This is a genomic window from Micromonospora sp. RHAY321 (assembly GCF_023896955.1).
Lineage (GTDB): Bacteria > Actinomycetota > Actinomycetes > Mycobacteriales > Micromonosporaceae > Micromonospora.
In genome coordinates this window covers 315,551-333,833 of record NZ_JAMHIW010000006.1, presented here as the reverse complement: position 1 = coordinate 333,833, position 18,283 = coordinate 315,551, and the positions used below count along the sequence as shown (strand labels likewise).

The following is an 18,283-nucleotide window of genomic DNA, read 5'->3' as shown; positions in this document are numbered from 1 at the left end:
AGTCGGTGCGACGTCGGTCAGGGAGCCTTGGGGCAGCCGTGTTCGCGCTGCCACGCGGTCACCTCGGCGGCCGGCTCCTTGTTGCCGCCCCGCCGCCAGGAGTCCAGGTAGCGCGCCGGCCAGAGCACCCCGCGCCGGATCCACCAGCCGTCCCTGCCCGTACACGGGGGTGAGATGCCGAAGTGCACGTGGCACACGTTGTTGGCGTTGCCCGTCCGGCCGACCTTGCCGAGCTGCTGCCCGGCGCGGACCCGGACCCCGGCGTCGACACCGGCGGCCACGACGCTCAGGTGTGATCCGTAGTAGCGCACCCCGTCGTCACCGAGCAGGGCGACCGACAGGCCGCCGTTCTCCGGACCCTGTGGCCCGCGCTTGTCGTACCGGTCGGTGCGACTCACCTCCAGCACCGTCCCCTCGGTCACCGCCACGAACGGCTCACCGCAGTCGGCGAAGATGTCCGTCGCCGGGTACGCACCGTGCGTCGGGTGGTAGGCGACGTCGTCGGCGCGTACCGGGAAGACGTGCCGCAGCCCGGTGCGGGGTGTGGTCGCCGACGGCCCGGCCGACGACGGCGCCGGGCGCGCCGGGCCGGTCACCGTCGGCGTCGCCGACGGCGCCGCGGGCTGGTCGCCCGTCGCCCATGCCGCCGGCGTCGTCGGCGCGGCGCCGCCCGGAGGCACCCCCGGCCGGGTGGTCGCGCAGCCGCCGACGAGCAGCGGGGCGAGCAGCAGCAGGATCGGGTACGCCGGACGCGCCCGGCGGATCGTCGGCGAGGGCATCCGGTCATCCTGGCAGACCGGTACCGTGGGCACGAACGACGCGCGTGAGGGGAGGGCAGCGACGGTGACCATCGCCCAGCCCGGCCCCAACCCGGATCCCGGCTTCGCCGATCGCCCGCTGCCGCGTACCCCCTCGGGGCTCTTCCCGGCCGGGCCACCGACGCGCCCCACCTACCGCGAACCGCACCCGGTCACCGGCGGTGGTGTCGCCGCCGGCGGCGGCGCGGCGACCGTGTGGCTGCTGCTGTTCGGCCTCCTCGGCACCGACGTGTCCAGCTACGCCTGGTGGACGGTCCTGGCGGGCCTGCTGGCCTGGCTGACCGCCCTGGTGCTGGTCCGCTTCGGCGACCGCGGGGTGGCCACCGGGGTGGCCATCGTCACCGCCGGTGGCTGGAGCATCGCCGCCGCCGTGGTGGCGGTCCGCTGGGCCACCGGAGGCGACTGGCCGCTCTGGTGACGGGGGCCGGATCGGCCGCACACCGGGTGCCGGCGACTGCACCGTGTGCCCGGTTGGCTGCGTAGCGAACGCCGTCTTGACGTGGCCGCCGAGACTCGGCACGCTCGGCACCATGGCCTGGAACACCCCGCGGCAGGACCCCGATCGAAGCCGCCGCCGCCTGCAGCTGCTCGCCGAGTTGGCGGGGGCCCGGGCGGTACGCCAGCGCAACCGGCCACAGCGGCTGCGCACCGAGCGTCTGCGCCAGCTCATCGCCACCCGCCGTCGGGTAGCCGGCTGATCCGACTTTGTCAGGAATGACCGGCCCTTCGGGGCGTTGACCGGTCGCCTGCCGACCCGACCGGCTAACGTGCACGCGTAACGAGTCGGCGCTGTGTCGAGGGGCTATTGGGGGGACCGTGTCGTACTTCGCTGCGGCCGTGGTGCGCGACGACAGTGGCTGGACCGCCGCAGAGGTCAGTCTGCGCGGCGCCACCGACATCGACGAGGTCGCCGATCGCCTGCGCGACGTCGACCCGGAGGCCGACGTGTCGCTGCTCTTCGTCGAGGCCGATGACGCCTACCTGGTGATCCTGCGCCTCGACGAGGGTGAGGACCTGCGGGTGTTCGGGTCGGACTCCGCGTACGCCGAGGAGTCCCCGCTGGGGGCGCTGCTCGTCGCCGACCTGAAGACCTCGGTCACCGGGCTCGACGACGGCGACGAGCCACGCCCGGTGGCCAGCGGCGACGAGGAGAGCGAGCAGCCCGTCGTCGACCCGGAGGCCGATCCGGTGGGCGACGCCGACCTCCTCGCCAACCTGGGCATCTCCGCGCAGAGACTGCTGACCCTCTGCTCGCACGAGGGAATGATGCCGGCCGACGTCACCGCCGAGATCTGCCAGGTGCTCGGCTGCACCGACCAGGTCGAGGAGTTGCGTGAGGTCTGAGCCCACCGGCGCGGGGGCGGGCGGTGGTACGGAGCCGACCGACGCCACCGATCCTCAGCTCGAGACGATCCGACCGGGGCAGCCGACCCCCGGGGCGGTGGGCCGCGCCGGACCCGGCGCCCACGAGGGTCTGGCCGACCCGGGTGAGGTCGGCCGCCGCCAGCGACACGAGCTGTGGATGCGCCGCGCCCTGGAGGTCGCCGTCACCGGCCCGGCCGTTGACGACACGGGCGCTGCCGACGTGGACGACGTGCCGGTGGGCGCGGTGCTCTACGGCCCCGACGGCAGCGAGTTGGCGATCGGGCGCAACGAGCGGGAGTTGACCGGCGACCCCACCGGGCACGCCGAGGTGCTGGCGTTGCGTCGGGGAGCCGAACGGGCCGGCCGGTGGCGGCTGGACGGATGCACCCTGGTCGTCACCCTGGAACCGTGCACCATGTGCGCCGGGGCGCTGGTGCTGGCCCGGGTCTCCACCGTCGTGTTCGGCGCCTGGGAACCGAAGACCGGCGCCGCCGGCTCACTCTGGGACGTGCTGCGCGACCGTCGGCTCAACCACCGCCCGGAGGTCTACGGCGGCGTGCTGGAGGCCGAGACCGCAGCCGTCCTCCGCGCCTTCTTCCGCTGACGGTTCGGGCTGAACCTCACGGTGGCCCGGTGTTCCGCCAGGAGCCGGCTCAGGCCGGCGGCAGGCTGACCGTGACCTCCAGACCGCCGCCGCCGTCGCGCGGTCGGGCGGTCACCGTGCCGCCGTGTGCCCGGGCCACCGCCCGGACGATGGAGAGCCCCAGGCCGAACCCGCGCCCGCCGCCGACCCGCTCGCCGGAGAGCCGGCGGAACGGCTCGAAGATGACCTCGACGTCGTAGCCGGGCACCACCGGACCGGTGTTCCGCACGGTCAGCGTCGAGCGGCCGTCCCGCAGCCCGGTGCTCACGCCGACCCAACCGCCGGACGGCAGGTTGTGCCGCAGCGCGTTCTCCACCAGGTTGGTGGTGAGCCGTTCCAGCAGCACCGGGTCGCCGTGGACCATCGCAGGCGCCAGCTCCCGGGTCACCGTCGGCGCGGCCTCACCCGGGCCGGCCTGGTCCAGCACGTGGTCGGCCAGGTCGGCCAGGTCCACCCGGGACCGGGCGGTCAGCTCGTTCTCCGAGTCGGCCAGGGTGAGCAGTCCGTCGATCAGCCGTTCGTGCCGCTCGTTCACCGCCAGCAGCGATTCGCCGAGCCGGCGTACGTCCTCGGAGGCGCCGGGCCGGGTGACCGCCAACTCGATGAGCGACCGGTTCAGCGCCAGCGGCGTACGCAGCTCGTGCGAGGCGTTCGCGACGAAGCGGCGCTGCCCGTCGAAGGAGCGGTCCAGCCGTTCCAGCATCTCGTCGAAGGTGTCGGCCAGCTCGCGTACCTCGTCGGGTGGGCCGGGGAGCGAGATCCGTTCGTGCAGGCCGCGACCGCCCACGGCGATCCGCCGGGCCGTCCCGGTGATCTGGTGCAGCGGTTGCAGCGCCCGGCCGGCGATCAGCCAGCCGAAGGCGATGGCCACCACGGAGACCAGGCCGAGCGCGATCCCGCCCTGGGTGAGCAGGGAGTAGAGCGTCTGGTCCCGGGCGTCGTCCTGGGCCTTGTTGATGATGAGGCGCAGCTGCTCGGCCTGGTTGCCGGAGAGTTTCGTCCCCGGCTCGGGGATGATCGGTTTGGCGTCGCGCAGCGCCACCCCGAACGGCTGGGCCGTCCGCTGTTCGACGAGCACGTAGGTGACCGCGAGCAGGACCAGACCGGCGACCAGGAAGAGGCCGCCGTAGATCAGGGTGAGTCGGGCCCGGAGGGAGAAACGCTTCACGGCACCCGGTATCCCACACCCGGCACGGTCTCGACCACCGGCGGTTCGCCCAGCTTGCGGCGCAGCTTCATGACGGTGACCCGGACCACGTTGGTGAACGGGTCGATGTGCTCGTCCCAGGCACGCTCCAGCAACTCCTCGGCCGAGACCACCGCGCCGTCGGCACGCAGCAGCTCGACCAGCACGGCGAACTCCTTGCGGGACAGCGGCACGTACCGGCCGTCACGGTGCACCTCGCGGCGGGCCGGGTCGACCAGGATGCCGGCCCGGTTCAGGGTCGGCGGCGCGGCCCGGCGGGTCCGCCGGCTCAGCGCGTGCACCCGGGCGGACAGTTCCACCAGGGCGAACGGCTTGGTCAGATAGTCGTCGGCGCCGAGCGCCAGGCCCGCGACACGCTCCCGGACGGCCGCTGCCGCGGTGAGCATCAGCACCCGGGTCTCCCCGCCGCTGTCCACGATCGCCCGGCACACCTCGTCGCCGTGCACCACCGGCAGGTCCCGGTCCAGGACGACCACGTCGTAGTCGTTGACGCCGAGCCGTTCCAGCGCCGCGTCGCCGTCGTACGCGACGTCCACCGCGAACGCCTCCCGGCGCAGCCACTCGGCGATGCTCTCGGCGAGCAGGCTCTCGTCCTCGACCACCAGCACTCTCACCCGGCAATAGTGCTCCGCGCCCGGATAACGCCACCGTAAACGTCGGCGGTTACGCCCGGGATACGCCCCTTGTCGTGGACTGACCGGGACGCCCGGCGGGTTCCGTCGGGCGGATCGGAGCGCCCGGCGGTTTCGCCGGGCCGGGAGAGGAAGCGTGCGATGCGACGAGGACTGTTCGCGCTGCCGCTGCTGCTCGCGCTGGCCGTCGCCGGCTGCGGCGGGTCGAGCGACGAACCGGCGGTGGCGACCGCCGGTGGTGGGGCGCAAGCGGCGTCCGCCAGCCCGGCGGCCCAGCTCAGCGACGACGAACGGCAGCTCAAGTTCAGCGAGTGCATGCGGGAGAACGGGGTGGAGGTGCCGGATCCGGAGCCCGGCGGCGGTCGGCTGTTCAAGTTCGGCAAGGACACCGACCCGCAGAAGGTGCAGACGGCGATGGAGAAGTGTCGCCAGCACCTGCCCAACGGTGGCGAGAAGCTCAAGCTCGACCCGGAGCAGGTGGAGCGGCTGCGCAAGCTCGCCGTGTGCATGCGGGAGAACGGCGTGCCGGAGTTCCCGGACCCGTCGGCCGACGGCGGGATACAGCTGCGGCTCGACCAGGTGAACATCAAGGACCCGAAGGTGAAGGCCGCCATGGAGAAGTGCCGGCAGTACGCGCCGAAGATCGCCGGAGCCACCCGGTGAGGGCTCGTCGCCTTCGGCTCCGGACGGTCGCGCTGACCGTCGCCGTCGTGGTGGCGGCGGCGGCCGGCGTCGCGGCCGCCGTCGGATTCGGCGGCACCGACCGGGGTACGGCAGCCGCCGGCACCACCCCGCCGGCCACCGCCGCGGTCACCCGGCAGACGCTGACCGACGCGCAGAGCGTGGACGGGGAGCTGGGCTACGGCACCACCCGGACCGCCACCGCCCGGCTCGACGGGACGATCACCGCGTTGCCGGAGACGGGTGCGGTGGTGAAGCGGGGCGGCCGGCTGTACGCGGTGGACAACGACCCGGTGCTGCTGCTCTACGGATCGCTGCCGGCGTACCGGGTGCTCCAACCGGGCGTCGAGGGGTCCGACGTCGCGCAGTTCGAGCGAAACCTACGGGCGCTCGGCCACGACGGCTTCACCGTCGACGACGAGTACACCGGCAGCACCGCCGACGCGGTCCGGGAGTGGCAGGAGAAGCTCGGGCTGCCCGAGACGGGGCGGGTCGAACCGGGCCGGATCGTCTACGCGGACGGCGCGGTGCGGGTGGAGAGCCACCAGGCGGCGACCGGGGACGCGGCGCAGCCCGGTCAGGCGGTGCTCACGTACACCGGCACCACTCGGCTGGTCACCGTCGAGCTGGACGTGGACGACCAGCGGCTGGCGAAGGAGGGCGGCGCGGTGAGCGTCGCCCTGCCAGAGGGCGACCCGGTGGCCGGAAAGATCGAGTCAGTGCAGACCGTGATCGAGGCCGGTTCGGCCGGCGCGACCGGGCAGTCCGAGGAGGCCGAGACGAAGATCGAGGTGACCGTCTCGGTGACCGACCCGGCGACGCTCGTCGGTTACGACCAGGCGAGCGTCGAGGTCACCTTCACCGCCGCCGAACGCCCGGACGTGCTCACCGTGCCGGTGGCGGCGCTGCTCGCGCTCGCCGAGGGCGGCTACGGAGTCGAGGTGGTCGACGGCGGTCGCAGCCGGATCGTCGCGGTGACCACCGGGCTTTTCGCCGCCGGCCGGGTCGAGGTCAGCGGCCCGGAGATCGTCGAGGGCCTGACCGTGGGGGTGCCGGCGTGACCGGTGACGCCGTGGTGCTGGACGGGGTGAGTCGGACGTACCCGGGCGGGGTCGCCGCGCTGCGCGAGGTCTCGCTGCGCGTCGGGTACGGCGAACTGGTGGCGATCGTCGGCCCGTCGGGTTCCGGCAAGTCGACGATGCTGCACCTGATCGGCACCCTGGACCGCCCCTCCGCCGGCCGGGTACGGATCGACGGGTACGACGTCGCGACCCTGCCGGACCGGCAGCTCTCGGCGCTGCGGGCCCGCCGGATCGGCTTCGTCTTTCAGCAGTTCCACCTGGCCGCCGGCACGCCGGTGGTGGACAACGTGGCCGACGGGCTGCTCTACGCGGGCGTACCGCGAAGGGAGCGGCGGCGGCGCGCGGAGGCGGCGCTGGACCGGGTCGGGCTGGGCCACCGGCTGACCCACCGGCCGCACGAACTCTCCGGCGGCGAGCGCCAGCGGGTCGCGGTGGCCCGGGCGGTGGTCGGGGAGCCGGCGGTGCTGCTCGCCGACGAGCCGACCGGCAACCTCGACTCGGTCGCCGGTGCCGCGGTGCTCGCTCTGCTGCGCGACCTGCACGCGGCCGGCACCACGGTCCTGGTGATCACCCACGACCGGGAGATCGCCGCCGGGTTGCCCCGGCAGGTGCGGATGCGCGACGGCCGGGTGGTGGCCGATCCGGCAACCGGCCCGGCCGCCGGCCCGTTCGTCGAGGAGGTGCGCTGATGGCGGCCGACACCCGTCTGCGGCTGGTGCCGGTGGACGCGCGGCCACGGCTCACGCCGGCCCGACTGGGCCCGGGTGACGTGTTCCGGGTCGGCGGGGTGGGGCTGCGCACCCGTCCGCTGCGGGCGTTCCTCTCCGCGCTGGGCATCGCGATCGGCATCGCGGCGATGGTCGCGGTGGTCGGAATCTCCTCGTCGTCCCGTGCCGACCTGGACCGCACGCTGGACCGGCTCGGCACCAACCTGCTGACCGTGGCGCCCGGGAACACGCTCTTCGGTGATCAGGCGAAGCTGCCGGTGGAGTCGGTGGCCATGATCGGCCGGATCGGTCCGGTGACCGGTGTCGCCGCCACCGCCCAACTGCCGGACACCCCGGTCTACCGCAGTGATCGCATCCCGTCCGGCGAGACGGGCGGCATCGCCACCCGGGCCGCCCACCTCGGCCTGCTCGGCACGGTGGGCGCGACGGTACGCAGCGGCACCTGGCTGAACGAGGCCACCGAGCGCTATCCGGCCGTGGTGCTCGGCGACGCCGCCGCCCGGCGGCTGGGGCTCGGCGCGGCCGGACCGGACGTGCAGGTCCACCTGGGCGGGCGCTGGTTCACCGTGGTCGGCATCCTCGCCCCGGCCCCACTCGCCCCGGAGTTGGACAGTTCGGCGTTGGTCGGCTGGCCCGCCGCGGCGGCGTACCTCGGTTTCGACGGGCACCCGACCACGGTCTACACCCGGTCGCGGGATGCCTCGGTGGAGGCGGTCCGGACGGTGCTCGGCGCGACGGCCAACCCGGAGGCGCCGAACGAGGTGCAGGTCTCCCGGCCCTCGGACGCGCTGGCCGCCGCGGCGGCCACCGACGAGGCGTTCACCGGGCTGCTGCTCGGGTTGGGCGCGGTGGCGCTGCTGGTCGGTGGTGTCGGGGTCGCCAACACGATGGTGATCTCGGTGCTGGAACGGCGGGCCGAGATCGGCTTGCGGCGGTCGCTGGGTGCCACCCGGGGGCAGGTCCGGGTCCAGTTCCTGGCCGAGTCGCTGCTGCTCTCGGCGCTCGGCGGGGCGGGCGGGGTGCTGCTCGGCATCCTGGTCACCGCCGGCTACGCCCTCTGGCGGCAGTGGCCGACCGTGGTGCCGGTCTGGGCGATGGCCGGCGGCGTCGGGGCGACCCTGCTGATCGGCGGTCTGGCCGGTCTCTACCCGGCCGTCCGCGCCGCCCGGCTCGCCCCCACCGAGGCGCTGGGCTGAGCCCTCGCCGGCCCGGGACGCCTCCATCGGGTGCGTCTGTTGTCGCTCCGGCGACAGTGGACGCACCCGAAGGCGTTGCCGCAGCGCGTCAGGCGGCGGGGCGGAGCAGGGTGGCGGCCACCGCCCGGGCGGCCTCGGTCCACGGTGCGGGCCGCAGGGTGGCCGGGTCGAGGCGGACGATGGCCCGCCGGCCCTCGGCGTGCACCGTCGCGCCGTCGACGGAGCGGAACTGGAAGGCGTACTCGGCGCTGCTGGTGCCGAAGTGTTCGAGCCAGAAGTGCACCGCCACCGGGCCGGTGGCGGCGATCGGCGCCCGGTAGGTGATGGTGAACTCGCGGACCGCGTGGAACAGGTCCGGCGGGGTGGCGCCGCCCCGGTAGGCCAGCCCCCGCTCGGTCCAGTACGGCGTCAGGGCCCGTTCCAGCAGCACCGCGTAACGAGCGTTGTGCAGGATGCCCATCGCGTCGAGGTCGTCGAAGTGCACCGTGACGTGCTCGACGTGTCCGAACTCGACGGTGGGCTGGTCGGCGACGGCGCGGGTCATGGGGAGCCTTCCGTTGGCAGGGTCGGGTCGGGGCAGAGCGCCCGCAGGCGGTCCAGCAGGCCGGCGCGGGCGTACCGGTAGGCGGCGTCCGGGTCGAGCAGCCGGGACTGCATCGCGGCACCCATCCCGAGGGCGTCGATCTCGTACGCCAACTGGGGGACGTCCAGGTCGGCGGGGAGTTCGCCGGCGTCGACCGCCTGCTGGACGAGGCGTTCCAGGAACGCCGTCCACTGGCCGTACGTCTCGGCGAGCCGGTCCCGGACCGGGCCGGGGCGGGCGTTGAACTCGAACTGGGTGTTGGCGAAGAAGCAGCCGCCGGGGAGGACCCCGGTGGCGTAGAAGTCGAGCCGAGCCTCGTGCAGGGCGCGGAGCCGCCGTACGCCCCGCGGGGCGAGCAGGGCCGGCGCGACGATGCGCTCCTGCCAGAGCGTCACCGCGCGGTCGATCGCGGCGAGCTGGAGCGCCTCCTTCGACCGCCAGTGCGCGAAGAGGCCGGATTTGCTCACCCCGAGCGTGTCGGCGAGCTGGGCGAGGCTGAGCCCGTCGAGGCCGGCCTGGGTGGCGAGCACGACGGCCGCGTCCAGCGCGGCGTTGCGGGTGCGCTCGCCCCGGGCCAGGCGTCCGTCGACGGTCATGCGGACACCGTACTAAACAAGCACGACCGGTCGTATTGTTTTCACCCGTGACCGCCGTCACCCCGCCCCACAGCGCACCGCCCCGCCGTCCGGACGGACGACGGGGCGGCGGGTACGACGAACGGTCAGGCGATGATGGTGTCCAGCGCGATCTCGACCATCTGGCTGAAGGTCTGCTCCCGCTCCTCCGAGGTGGTCTTCTCGCCGGTCTTGATGTGGTCGCTGACGGTCAGCACGGTCAGCGCGCGGGCCTTGAACCGGGCGGCGATCGTGTAGAGCGCCGCGCTCTCCATCTCCACCGCCAGCACGCCGTAGTCGGCCAGCGTGTCGTAGAGGTCCGGCCGGTCGGTGTAGAAGGCGTCCGCCGCCAGGATCGGCCCGACGCGCATGGCGATGCCGCGCCGCTCGGCCACCTCGACCGAGGTACGCAGCAGCCCGAAGTCGGCCACCGGCGCGTAGTCGATCAACCCGTCGAACCGCATGCGGTTCATGTTCGAGTCGGTGGACGACCCGATCGCCGCCACCACGTCGCGCAGCTGCAGGTCGGTGCTGAGGGCGCCACAGGAACCGACCCGGATCAGCGTCTTCACGCCGTACTCGTTGATCAGCTCGTGGGCGTAGATGGAGGCGGACGGCATGCCCATGCCGGAGCCCTGGACGGAAACCTCGACGCCGTTCCAGCGGCCGGTGAAGCCCAACATGCCCCGAACCGTCGAGTAGCAGGTCGCGCCCTCGAGGTAGGTCTCCGCGATCCACTTGGCCCGCAGCGGGTCGCCCGGCATCAGGACCCGCTCGGCGATCTCGCCCGGCTTCGCGCCGATGTGCGTACTCATGGCAAAGATCCTGCCAGGCCGGTGCGGGCGATACCGGTTCGGCGTCGGAACCACTGGTCCTGTACCCTCGTCGGCGGTGGCGTGTCCGAGCGGCCTAAGGAGCACGCCTCGAAAGCGTGTGAGGGTTAACGCCCTCCGAGGGTTCAAATCCCTCCGCCACCGCTCCTGAAATGCAGAAACGCCCGGTCGATCCGCGAGGATCGGCCGGGCGTTTTCCGCGTCAGAGCTGCTGCTCGCCGCCGTCGACGAACAGCTCGCCGCCGGTCATGAAGCTGCTCTGGTCGGAGGCGAGGAACAGCGCCGCGTTGGCGATCTCGTCGGGGTGTGCCATTCGCTTCATGGGCACGCCCGAGGCGATGGCCTCCAGCAGCCCGGGGGCCTCCTCGGGGCTGGGTGCCAGGCCCGCGAGCCCGGGGGTCTCGGTCGAGCCGGGAACCAGGGTGTTGACCCGGATCTTCCGGCCGATCAGTTCGGCGGCCCAGGTGCGGCCGAACGAGCGGATGGCGGCCTTGGACGCGGCGTAGACGCTGAATGCCGGGGTGCCGTTGCTCGCGGCGGTCGAGCCGGTCAGCACGATCGAGGCACCCTCATTGAGCAGGGGCAGGGCCTTCTGCACGGTGAAGATGGTGCCGTGGACGTTGGTGTCGAAGGTGTTCGCGATGTGCTCGACCGTGATCGAGTCGAGCGGACGGAACTCGCCGCCCCCGGCGTTGGCGAACACCACGTCCAGCCCCGCGCCCCGGTCCTGGATCGCCCGCATCACCCGGTCCAGGTCGTCGAGCTTGCTGACGTCGCTGGCGATACCGGTGACGTTGGCGCCGATGCTGGCCACCGCCTCGTCCAGCGGGCCCTTGCGTCGGCCGGTGACGAAGACGTACGCGCCTTCGGCGGCGAAGCGGCGGGCGGCGGCCAGGCCGATGCCCGTGGTTCCCCCGGTGACGAGGGCGGTCTTGCCGTCAAGCTGTCCCACGATCGATCTCCTCACGATTTCTGTACCGATCGGTACTGATCCGACCGTAGCAACCTCCCGGCCTGGCCGCAAATTTCTGTACCGATCGGTTTTCACGGTGGGTAGCATGGTGGGCGGAGGTGGTGGCTGTGCCGCAGCGAGGGCGACCACGCGGGTTCGACGCCGACGAGGCGCTGGAGCGCGCGTTGGAGGTTTTCTGGCGTCAGGGGTACGAGGGCGCCTCGGTGACCGACCTCACCGCCGCGATGGGCATCAATAAACCGAGCCTCTACGCCGCCTTCGGCGGCAAGGAGGAGTTGTTCCGCAAGGTCGTGGCCCGCTACGCCGAACAGGACATGGAGTACGCGCGCACCGCGTTCGCCCAGCCCACCGCGTACGAGGTCGTCGCCACCCTGCTCCGCGAGAACGTGCTCGCCGTGACCCGACCCGACCGCCCGGCCGGTTGCCTGTCGATCCAGGGCGGCACCGCCTGCTCCACCGAGAACGCCCCGGTCGCCGGGTTCCTCGCCGCCAGCCGCCTGGCCGGTGAACGCGCCCTCGCCGACCGGTTCGTCCGCGCGGTCGCCGAGGGGGACCTACCCGCCGACGCAGACCCCGCCGCGCTCGCCCGCTTCGTCATGATCGTCACCGAGGGTCACGCGATACACGCCGCCGCCGGGGTCAGCCGTGAGGACCTGCGGCAGGCGGCGGAGATCGCGCTCGCCGGTTTCGCCGCCGCGTCCGGGGCGCGGCTGCCCGAGCACGCCACCAACCCGGCCTGAGCGTTCACCGATCGGGCAGCGCCGTCACCCCGTCGAGCAGGCGTTGCAGGCCGAATTCGAAGAGACTCTCGACGTTGAGGTCGATCGCTGACGCCGTTCTGCTCATTCCCGTGCCCGAGCGCCGAGGTCGTCCTCGGCCAGGCCGGTGGTGGTCCGTGGCTCGGGAAGCTGAGCCCGGTCGGCGAAGTGGTCGAGCAGTTCCCGGTGCACGAAGATGTGGCCGTCGCCGACCTGGCGCAGCAGGAGGCACTGCACAGCGTGGCCGAGGAAGGGCAGCAGCGGGTGGGGCAGGATCTCCTGCCGGGCCAGTCGGCGGCGGACCAGCCACTGATCGAGCATCGGTGCCAACGCCATCAGGGTCAGGACCATCAGCACCGCGCCGAGGCCGACGAGAGCCCCGGTGCGGACACCGTGCGCCCCGTCCGTCGCCGCCGCGACGAACACCCCGGCGAGACAACCGGTGGCCGTCCCGATGGGGGCCGCCCCGCCCAGGGCGAAGGCGAGTCGTTGCCGCAGCATCGGGCTGGGCAGCTCGCGCCGGCCGGCGCCGGGTGCGGGCGGCTCGAAATAGAGGATCATCTGCGCCTCGTCCACGGCCACGAACGCGATGAGGTTGGCCATGAAGAAGCCGGCGCCGTAGCCGAGGGCGACCTCCCAGGACGGGCCACCGTCGACCAGGGTGGCACCGATCCCGACGGTCACCGAGAGCGCCGCGATACGGAACACGGTGGCCCAGTCATCCACGAAGACGCCTGCCAGCCTGATGGCCACCCCCGACAGCCAGCCAAGGCCGCCCACCGGGTCCGACTCCTTCGCGGAGAAGGCGAGGGACCAGAGGTTGCTGTGCTGGTCGGCGTAGAGCACCTGGGTCACCGCCACGAGACCGGCGGCGGTGACCAGGCCGGCCGGGCCGCCGAGCCACCAGCCCGCCGGGGCGAGTACCAGGCTCAGGCCGAGCAGGCCGGTCAGGTGGGCGATCAGTTGCGCCGTCGGCATCAGGCCGTACCGGGGCGACCAGCCTTCGGTGATCAGGTCGAGCACGAAGACCGTCTGCTGGCGCTGACGCAACTCGTCGGCGAGGGTCGTCAGCCAGGAACGGGTCTGCGCGGGCGAGTAGCTCCGGTGCGGCCGGCGGTTCAGCATCACCTCGACGTACCGGGAGAAGAGCCGCGACCGGCCCGAACCAGTCCCGGCTGCCGTCGGGCCGGTCCGGACGTCGGCATCGTCGGCGTACGCGAGGGCCATGATGCTGAGCAGCAGCGGTGAGTCCGCGAGGTCCCACAGGCCCGGGTCGGCGGCGAGCGCGCTGCGCAGCCCGGCGAGCCCGGCCCGCTCGACGTACCGCTCGATCCGCGCCCGGTCGAGCGGCTGGATGGTGACGGTGCCGTAGACGGGCAGTCGGGTGCCGAGCTGCTCGTACTCGGCCAACCGGCAGCAGACAGCGAGCGGGGTGAGGGGTTGGCTGTGGTGGAAGTCGGCGATCGCCTGGACGCAGGCGTCCCGGTGCTCCTCGGCCACCTCGTCCAGGCCGTCGAGCAGGGGGAGGAGTTCACCGGCGTCCACCCATGCCGCGCTCTGCGCGGGCGGGATGCCGTACCGCTCGCCGAGCTGCTCGGTCAGCCAGCGGGCCAGCGGCAGTCGGCGGGTCGGCCAGGAGGAGAGGTTCAGCACCACCGGGATCGGGGCGTCCGGGTCGGCCTCGGCCCGGTCGAGCAGGTCGCGGGCGAGTTCCAGCAGCGTGGTCGTCTTGCCGGAGCCGGGCGCGCCGAGGATCACCACGGCCCGGTCGAGTTCGTCGAAGAGCGCGTACATCGACGCCCGGTCGTCCAGGGTGGCGGCGAACCCGTCCCGGCGGGTGGCCTGCAACGCCCACGGATGGCGGCGGTCGTCGGCCGTGGCCGCGATGCCCAGCTCGATGCGGGCCTCCTCGTGCAGCGACCGTTCCAACACGCTGGTCACCCAGTAGCGGCGGACCCGCTCCAACAGCACCCGCCGCGCCCGCGCCGTCGCGGGGGCGCCCATCTGCCGTGGCTCCCGCGATCGGATCACCTCGACCGCCACCAGCGCCAGGACCAGCAGCAGGAGCAGAGGCCAGGCCAACCAGAGGTACGGCGACCAGCGATCGGGCAACGCGCCAGTGGCGACGTTCGTGGCGACGCCGAGCAGCGCCACGCAGATCACCGACAGGACGACCGTGGTTACCCGATGCATGCGTCGTCTCTACCGTCCACCTGGGACGCACACAAGCGGCCGGCCGGGCCCTCACGTCCCGGTTACGGTCCGAATGTCGTCAGCAGGGGCCGGTGCCCTCGTCGAAGAGGCGGCGCGCCCATTCGGCGTACCCGGCGATGGTCTTCCGGACGGTGAGCCCGTCGTGCAGGAAGAGGTACGCGCGATCGCCGCTGCGGGCCAGCAGCCCGTCGAACCGGTGTGTCCCCTGTGGAGCACGCAACCGGGTGACCGACGGGTAGCGCGACCACACCTCGTCGACGGGTGAGCCCACCGTGATGCCCTCCGGCGTCCGCATCGGGTCGCCGACCCAGAGCAGCACCAGTTTCTCCTCGGCGAAGACCGGGCTGACCATGTCGTGGCCGGCGAGCACCGGCCCGCAGGCGTCCATGTCGGTACGCAGGATGCCCCGGCGGGTCAGCTCGTCCTCGGTGTCGCCGAACTCGATGTTGCGCAGGCCGTTCAGGTCGATGACCTCCACGCTGCCGGCGGGTCGCTCGTCCGGGGTCGGCCCGTATGGCGGAGCGCCGCTGCCGGAAATCCAGGCAGCCGTCAGCAGCGTGGCAATAAAAGCAAATTGTCGCAATTTCATGGAATCCCCCAGTCCCCAACGGGACCAGGCCGTTCAGGTTGCTGCCGATCGCCGGATTACTGGTTTTCCCACTCCTCGACCAGCTCATCCCAGTAGTCGGCGCTGAGCCGTCGCCGCCCGTGCGCCAGCCAACCGTCCGTGTTCCGCTCCAGGTGCAACCCCAGTTCCGCGAACGGGTCGATCCAGGTGCCCGGCTCGACACCGAGCCGGGTCAGCGCCGAGTTGATCGGCCACTGGTCGCGCGGCGCGTCGAGCACGCCGTCGAACCGCGGCCCCCAGGACAGCGCGCCACCCAGCCACACCGCCGCCGACTGGTAGCCGGCGCCGCCGAAGAACTCGGCCTCCAGGTATGCCACCGGCCCCTGCAACGACCAACGGACCAGCACCTCGACCAGCGCCGGCGACAACACCAGCCCGAACGGATGCTCGGGGCTCCGGTCGTCCACCGCGAAGTCCGGCAGCGACCCGGTCAGCTCCACCACCAGCTGCGGGGTGATCGGCAGCAGCGCGAAGTCCTGGCGCAGCTCGCCGAGGACCGCGTGATCCAGCTCGGCGGTCTGCTCGCGGAGCAGTTCGGCGTCCGCGACCACCGCGCTGAGCTGGTAACCCATCGAACCCTCCGCCGTCCACAGGCTGTGGATAGAACATGTGTACGACGGATTCCGGCCGTGCCGGCGTCGATCCCCGGACCGTACCCGCCGCGCGGCGAGGCACCCGCCGCAGCCACCGCTGGGGCAGAATCTGCCGCTGGCGGGGAGGTGCGATGAGCTGGGGTACGGCGAGGGTGCTGACCGATCGCGACGCCGGCCGCTATCTCGGCGGGGTGCTGGTGTCCGGCTTCGGCACCGCGGCGATGCTGCTGGTGGCCGGCATCTGGGTGAAGGAGTTGAGCGGGTCGAGCAGCCTCGCCGCCCTGGTGACCCTGGGCGTGTGGGCACCCACCCTGCTCGGGCCGCTGCTCGGGCTGCTCGCCGACCGGTTCCGTCGCCGGCCGCTGCTGATCGTCCTGCACGCGGTGATGGCGGCGTTGCTGCCGGTGCTGCTGCTGGTCGACTCGGCAACCCGGGTGTGGCTGATCTTCGCGGTGATGACCGCGTACGGGATCACCTTCGTGCTGACCGACGCGGCCGAGGCCGCGCTGGTGCCGGCGGTCGTTCCCGGCCCGTTGCTCGGAGACTTCAACGGGCTCCGCACCACGATCAACGAGGGGATGAAGCTGCTCGCCCCGCTGGCCGGGGCGGGGCTGTTCGCCGCGTACGGCGCGCACCCCGTGGTGCTCCTGGACGCGGTCACCTTCGTGCTGGCCGGCATTGTCTTCTGGTCACTGCGGGTCCGGGAGCAGCCGCCCGGGCGTCCCGAGCGCTGGACGCGGCAGCTCGCCGATGGTTGGGGGCACCTGCGGCGGCATCGCGCGCTGCGGCACGTGGTCGGCTGCGCCGCGCTCACCATGGTGCTGATGGGGCTCAACGGCGCCGTCGCGTACGCCGTGGTCGACGCCGGCCTGGGACGGCCGCCGGAGTTCAACGGCGTGCTCGCCACCGTGCAGGGCGTCGGGTCGCTCATCGGCGGGCTGGCGGCCGGGTCACTGCTGCGCCGCTTCGGCGACCGGCGGGTGGTGGCCGGGGCGGTCGCCGTCTTCGCCATCGGGCTGGCCCTACGGGCCACGACCTCGGTCGCACCGGTGGTCGCCGGCGGGCTGGCGGTCGGCCTCGGCGTGCCGCTGGTGCTGGTCACCGTCTGGACGGCCGTCCAGCGGGAGACGCCGGGCGAGCTGGTCGGCCGGGTGGCGTCGACGGTCAACACGCTGACCTTCGGCCCGTCCACCGTGGCCCTGCTGGCCGGCGCGAGCCTGCTCGAACTCGTCGACCACCGCCTGATCCTGCTGACCGCCGCGGTCGCCGCCGTACCCCTGGCGCTCTGGTCTCTCCGCACCCCGCCTGTGCTGCCGGACCGGCCGGACGAGGCGGTTCCGGTCAGGCCGGCGGAGCGAGCCGGGTGACGAACGCGCGCCAGGCGACTGGCGTGAAGGTGAGCGCCGGACCGGTCGGGTCCTTCGAGTCCCGTACGCCCACAACGCCGGGCAGGTTGTCGGCGACCTCGACACATGCGCCGCCGTTGCCGCTGCTGCGGCTGCTCTTGCGCCACCGGGCGCCGTTCAGCTCCATGTCTCCGCCACTTCCGTAAGTAGGTCGACCGACTGCCAGTGGGACAGCGCCTCGCCGCGCACGTTCTCCCACGCCGCCATCATGGCCGCGATGTCCTCCGGGTCGCTAGCGACTTGTCCCTGGAGTTGGTTGTCCAGGTAGCCGGCGACCCGGTGGTCGTGACTGTGGGCGATCACGAACGGCCCGTTGAGGCCGGCATAGGCGCCGACGGTGGCGGGCACGACGTGCACCCGGATGTGCGGCTCGGCGCAGGCCGCGACCACGGCCAGCAGTTGCTCACGCATGACCGGTCGACCGCCGACCGGCCGGTGGAGGATGGCCTCGTCGATGACCGCCGTGAACTGGGGCGGGTCGTCCCGCTTGAGTACGCCCTGCCGGCTGAGTCGGACCGTCAGATGCCGCTCGATGTCAGGGCGGGGGATCAGGCCGGCGCCGCTGAGCACGGCGCGGGCGTACGCCTCGGTCTGAAGTAGTCCCGGCAGGACGGTCGATTCGAACCAGCGCAGTGACACTGCCTCGCGCTCGATCTCCTGCCAGGGACGGAACCAAATCGGATCCCGACGTCTTGAAGTGTCCGGCCAGATGTCCGACACGTCCTTATGGAGAGCTTCCGCTGCCGCGAACCGGTGCCGAGGATGCGGGATGCGGCCTTCGGTCAACCAACGCGCCACGGTCTTCGGGTCGACGCCGACGGTCTCGGCGAGGGATTCGGTGGTGTGCCCGGTATCGCTCAGTGCCACCCGAAGCGCATCGTTCACGGCCCCTCCATCGGATGTCTCGAATATCTGCTGACCATATCGCTACGCGGTGTATCTGTCTGGTGACGCGCGCGAGGGTGATCCGCAGAAGACGGCGCGGCCGGTGGAGGCGAAAGAGCCCGGCGGTCGGCGTCAGTCAGGGGCCGCCCGGGCGCGGAGGCCGGGCGGCCCCCTTCCACCTCGAAGGAGGCCCGGCCATGCCCCGCCGCTACCGGGATCATCTACCGACCCGTCCCACCTGGCGTTGCCAGTCGTGCGGCATCGCCTGGCCCTGCTCGGCGGCGAAGTTGCGGCTGCTCGCCGAGTACCGGCACGACCGGGTGGCGTTGACGGTCTACCTGGCGACGCTTCAGGCGGAGGCCGGCGAACAGCTCACCGGAGTGGATCCGGCCCGGCTGACCGACCGCTTCCTTTCCTGGGCCCGCGCCCGCGGGTGAAGCGCGG

23 protein-coding genes and 1 tRNA gene are annotated in these 18,283 nt (G+C 72.7%); 12 read left to right on the top strand and 12 right to left on the bottom strand.

Annotated features, from left to right (window positions below):
* Positions 1-17 precede the first annotated feature (17 nt).
* Entirely contained in the window at positions 18-779 is a 762-nt protein-coding gene (locus M8C17_RS17045) for a M23 family metallopeptidase (RefSeq protein WP_252417452.1), read from the bottom strand.
* Positions 780-843: 64 nt separating this feature from the next.
* On the opposite strand from M8C17_RS17045, the gene M8C17_RS17040 reads away from it, so the two are divergent.
* From M8C17_RS17040 to M8C17_RS17025, 4 genes are all read left to right on the top strand, one after another.
* Positions 844-1,236: a hypothetical protein gene (locus M8C17_RS17040; protein ID WP_374558550.1), complete on the top strand. Its 393-nt coding sequence runs from the start codon at positions 844-846 to the stop codon at positions 1,234-1,236.
* 112 nt (positions 1,237-1,348) lie between these two features.
* Positions 1,349-1,516, top strand: a complete 168-nt coding sequence (locus tag M8C17_RS17035) for a hypothetical protein (RefSeq protein WP_252417451.1) — start codon at positions 1,349-1,351, stop codon at positions 1,514-1,516.
* A 118-nt stretch (positions 1,517-1,634) separates the two neighbouring features.
* The gene (locus M8C17_RS17030) at positions 1,635-2,162 is read left to right on the top strand and encodes a tRNA adenosine deaminase-associated protein (protein WP_252417450.1); all 528 of its coding nucleotides are present in this window, start codon (positions 1,635-1,637) and stop codon (positions 2,160-2,162) included.
* 178 nt (positions 2,163-2,340) lie between these two features.
* Positions 2,341-2,787 carry a nucleoside deaminase gene (locus M8C17_RS17025; RefSeq protein WP_256482873.1) on the top strand — a complete coding sequence of 149 codons (447 nt, stop codon included), beginning with the start codon at positions 2,341-2,343 and terminating at the stop codon, positions 2,785-2,787.
* A 49-nt stretch (positions 2,788-2,836) separates the two neighbouring features.
* Here the strand turns inward: M8C17_RS17025 and M8C17_RS17020 are convergent, their stop codons facing one another.
* Both M8C17_RS17020 and M8C17_RS17015 read right to left on the bottom strand, forming a co-directional pair.
* On the bottom strand, positions 2,837-3,994 hold the full coding sequence (locus M8C17_RS17020) for a HAMP domain-containing sensor histidine kinase (protein WP_252417448.1): 1,158 nt from the start codon (positions 3,992-3,994) through the stop codon (positions 2,837-2,839).
* Positions 3,991-4,647 (bottom strand): response regulator transcription factor, encoded by a 657-nt coding sequence (locus M8C17_RS17015; protein WP_252417447.1) that lies wholly within the window; start codon positions 4,645-4,647, stop codon positions 3,991-3,993. The genes M8C17_RS17020 and M8C17_RS17015 overlap by 4 nt, the downstream gene beginning before the upstream one ends.
* Before the next feature lie 159 nt (positions 4,648-4,806).
* On the opposite strand from M8C17_RS17015, the gene M8C17_RS17010 reads away from it, so the two are divergent.
* Genes M8C17_RS17010 through M8C17_RS16995 form a run of 4 tightly spaced genes read left to right on the top strand, consistent with a single transcriptional unit; the run spans position 4,807 to position 8,352 of the window.
* The gene (locus M8C17_RS17010; protein ID WP_252417446.1) at positions 4,807-5,328 is read left to right on the top strand and encodes a hypothetical protein; all 522 of its coding nucleotides are present in this window, start codon (positions 4,807-4,809) and stop codon (positions 5,326-5,328) included.
* Positions 5,325-6,407 carry a peptidoglycan-binding protein gene (locus M8C17_RS17005; protein WP_252417445.1) on the top strand — a complete coding sequence of 361 codons (1,083 nt, stop codon included), beginning with the start codon at positions 5,325-5,327 and terminating at the stop codon, positions 6,405-6,407. Before M8C17_RS17010 ends, M8C17_RS17005 begins: the two co-directional genes overlap by 4 nt.
* Positions 6,404-7,117, top strand: a complete 714-nt coding sequence (locus M8C17_RS17000; RefSeq protein ID WP_252417444.1) for an ABC transporter ATP-binding protein — start codon at positions 6,404-6,406, stop codon at positions 7,115-7,117. The genes M8C17_RS17005 and M8C17_RS17000 overlap by 4 nt, the downstream gene beginning before the upstream one ends.
* Positions 7,118-7,149: 32 nt before the next feature.
* Positions 7,150-8,352 (top strand): ABC transporter permease, encoded by a 1,203-nt coding sequence (locus M8C17_RS16995; protein WP_252417487.1) that lies wholly within the window; start codon positions 7,150-7,152, stop codon positions 8,350-8,352.
* Positions 8,353-8,440: 88 nt separating this feature from the next.
* On the opposite strand, the gene M8C17_RS16990 is transcribed toward M8C17_RS16995, so the two are convergent.
* The 3 genes from M8C17_RS16990 to deoD all read right to left on the bottom strand — a co-directional run bounded on the left by M8C17_RS16990 (position 8,441) and on the right by deoD (position 10,364).
* Positions 8,441-8,896 (bottom strand): thioesterase family protein, encoded by a 456-nt coding sequence (locus M8C17_RS16990; RefSeq protein ID WP_252417443.1) that lies wholly within the window; start codon positions 8,894-8,896, stop codon positions 8,441-8,443.
* Complete coding sequence (locus M8C17_RS16985; protein WP_252417442.1) at positions 8,893-9,531, bottom strand: TetR/AcrR family transcriptional regulator; 639 nt, start codon at positions 9,529-9,531, stop codon at positions 8,893-8,895. The genes M8C17_RS16990 and M8C17_RS16985 overlap by 4 nt, the downstream gene beginning before the upstream one ends.
* Before the next feature lie 125 nt (positions 9,532-9,656).
* Positions 9,657-10,364 (bottom strand): purine-nucleoside phosphorylase, encoded by a 708-nt coding sequence (gene deoD, locus M8C17_RS16980; RefSeq protein WP_252417441.1) that lies wholly within the window; start codon positions 10,362-10,364, stop codon positions 9,657-9,659.
* 75 nt (positions 10,365-10,439) lie between these two features.
* Between deoD and M8C17_RS16975 the strand changes: the two genes are divergently transcribed.
* A tRNA-Ser gene (locus M8C17_RS16975) sits at positions 10,440-10,526 on the top strand.
* A 58-nt stretch (positions 10,527-10,584) separates the two neighbouring features.
* Here the strand turns inward: M8C17_RS16975 and M8C17_RS16970 are convergent.
* Entirely contained in the window at positions 10,585-11,334 is a 750-nt protein-coding gene (locus M8C17_RS16970) for an SDR family oxidoreductase (RefSeq protein WP_252417440.1), read from the bottom strand.
* A gap of 128 nt (positions 11,335-11,462) precedes the next feature.
* Here M8C17_RS16970 and M8C17_RS16965 point away from each other — a divergent pair, with 128 nt between their 5' ends.
* A complete protein-coding gene (locus M8C17_RS16965) occupies positions 11,463-12,095 on the top strand; it encodes a TetR/AcrR family transcriptional regulator (RefSeq protein ID WP_252417439.1) in 633 nt (210 codons plus the stop codon).
* Between the two features lie 102 nt (positions 12,096-12,197).
* Here M8C17_RS16965 and M8C17_RS16960 read toward each other — a convergent pair whose 3' ends face one another.
* The 3 genes from M8C17_RS16960 to M8C17_RS16950 all read right to left on the bottom strand — a co-directional run bounded on the left by M8C17_RS16960 (position 12,198) and on the right by M8C17_RS16950 (position 15,527).
* Positions 12,198-14,306 (bottom strand): NACHT domain-containing NTPase, encoded by a 2,109-nt coding sequence (locus M8C17_RS16960; protein WP_252417438.1) that lies wholly within the window; start codon positions 14,304-14,306, stop codon positions 12,198-12,200.
* 79 nt (positions 14,307-14,385) lie between these two features.
* A complete protein-coding gene (locus M8C17_RS16955; protein WP_308209449.1) occupies positions 14,386-14,880 on the bottom strand; it encodes a hypothetical protein in 495 nt (164 codons plus the stop codon).
* A gap of 92 nt (positions 14,881-14,972) precedes the next feature.
* Positions 14,973-15,527: a hypothetical protein gene (locus M8C17_RS16950; RefSeq protein ID WP_252417436.1), complete on the bottom strand. Its 555-nt coding sequence runs from the start codon at positions 15,525-15,527 to the stop codon at positions 14,973-14,975.
* 152 nt (positions 15,528-15,679) lie between these two features.
* On the opposite strand from M8C17_RS16950, the gene M8C17_RS16945 reads away from it, so the two are divergent.
* Complete coding sequence (locus M8C17_RS16945) at positions 15,680-16,915, top strand: MFS transporter (protein WP_252417435.1); 1,236 nt, start codon at positions 15,680-15,682, stop codon at positions 16,913-16,915.
* Here M8C17_RS16945 and M8C17_RS16940 read toward each other — a convergent pair.
* Together M8C17_RS16940 and M8C17_RS16935 are read right to left on the bottom strand one after the other, a co-directional pair.
* Positions 16,890-17,081 (bottom strand): DUF397 domain-containing protein, encoded by a 192-nt coding sequence (locus tag M8C17_RS16940; protein ID WP_252417434.1) that lies wholly within the window; start codon positions 17,079-17,081, stop codon positions 16,890-16,892. The two genes, M8C17_RS16945 and M8C17_RS16940, sit on opposite strands and share 26 nt — an antisense overlap.
* On the bottom strand, positions 17,072-17,839 hold the full coding sequence (locus M8C17_RS16935) for a helix-turn-helix transcriptional regulator (RefSeq protein ID WP_252417433.1): 768 nt from the start codon (positions 17,837-17,839) through the stop codon (positions 17,072-17,074). The genes M8C17_RS16940 and M8C17_RS16935 overlap by 10 nt, the downstream gene beginning before the upstream one ends.
* A gap of 197 nt (positions 17,840-18,036) precedes the next feature.
* Between M8C17_RS16935 and M8C17_RS16930 the strand changes: the two genes are divergently transcribed.
* The gene (locus tag M8C17_RS16930; RefSeq protein ID WP_252417432.1) at positions 18,037-18,276 is read left to right on the top strand and encodes a flavin reductase; all 240 of its coding nucleotides are present in this window, start codon (positions 18,037-18,039) and stop codon (positions 18,274-18,276) included.
* Positions 18,277-18,283 lie beyond the last annotated feature (7 nt).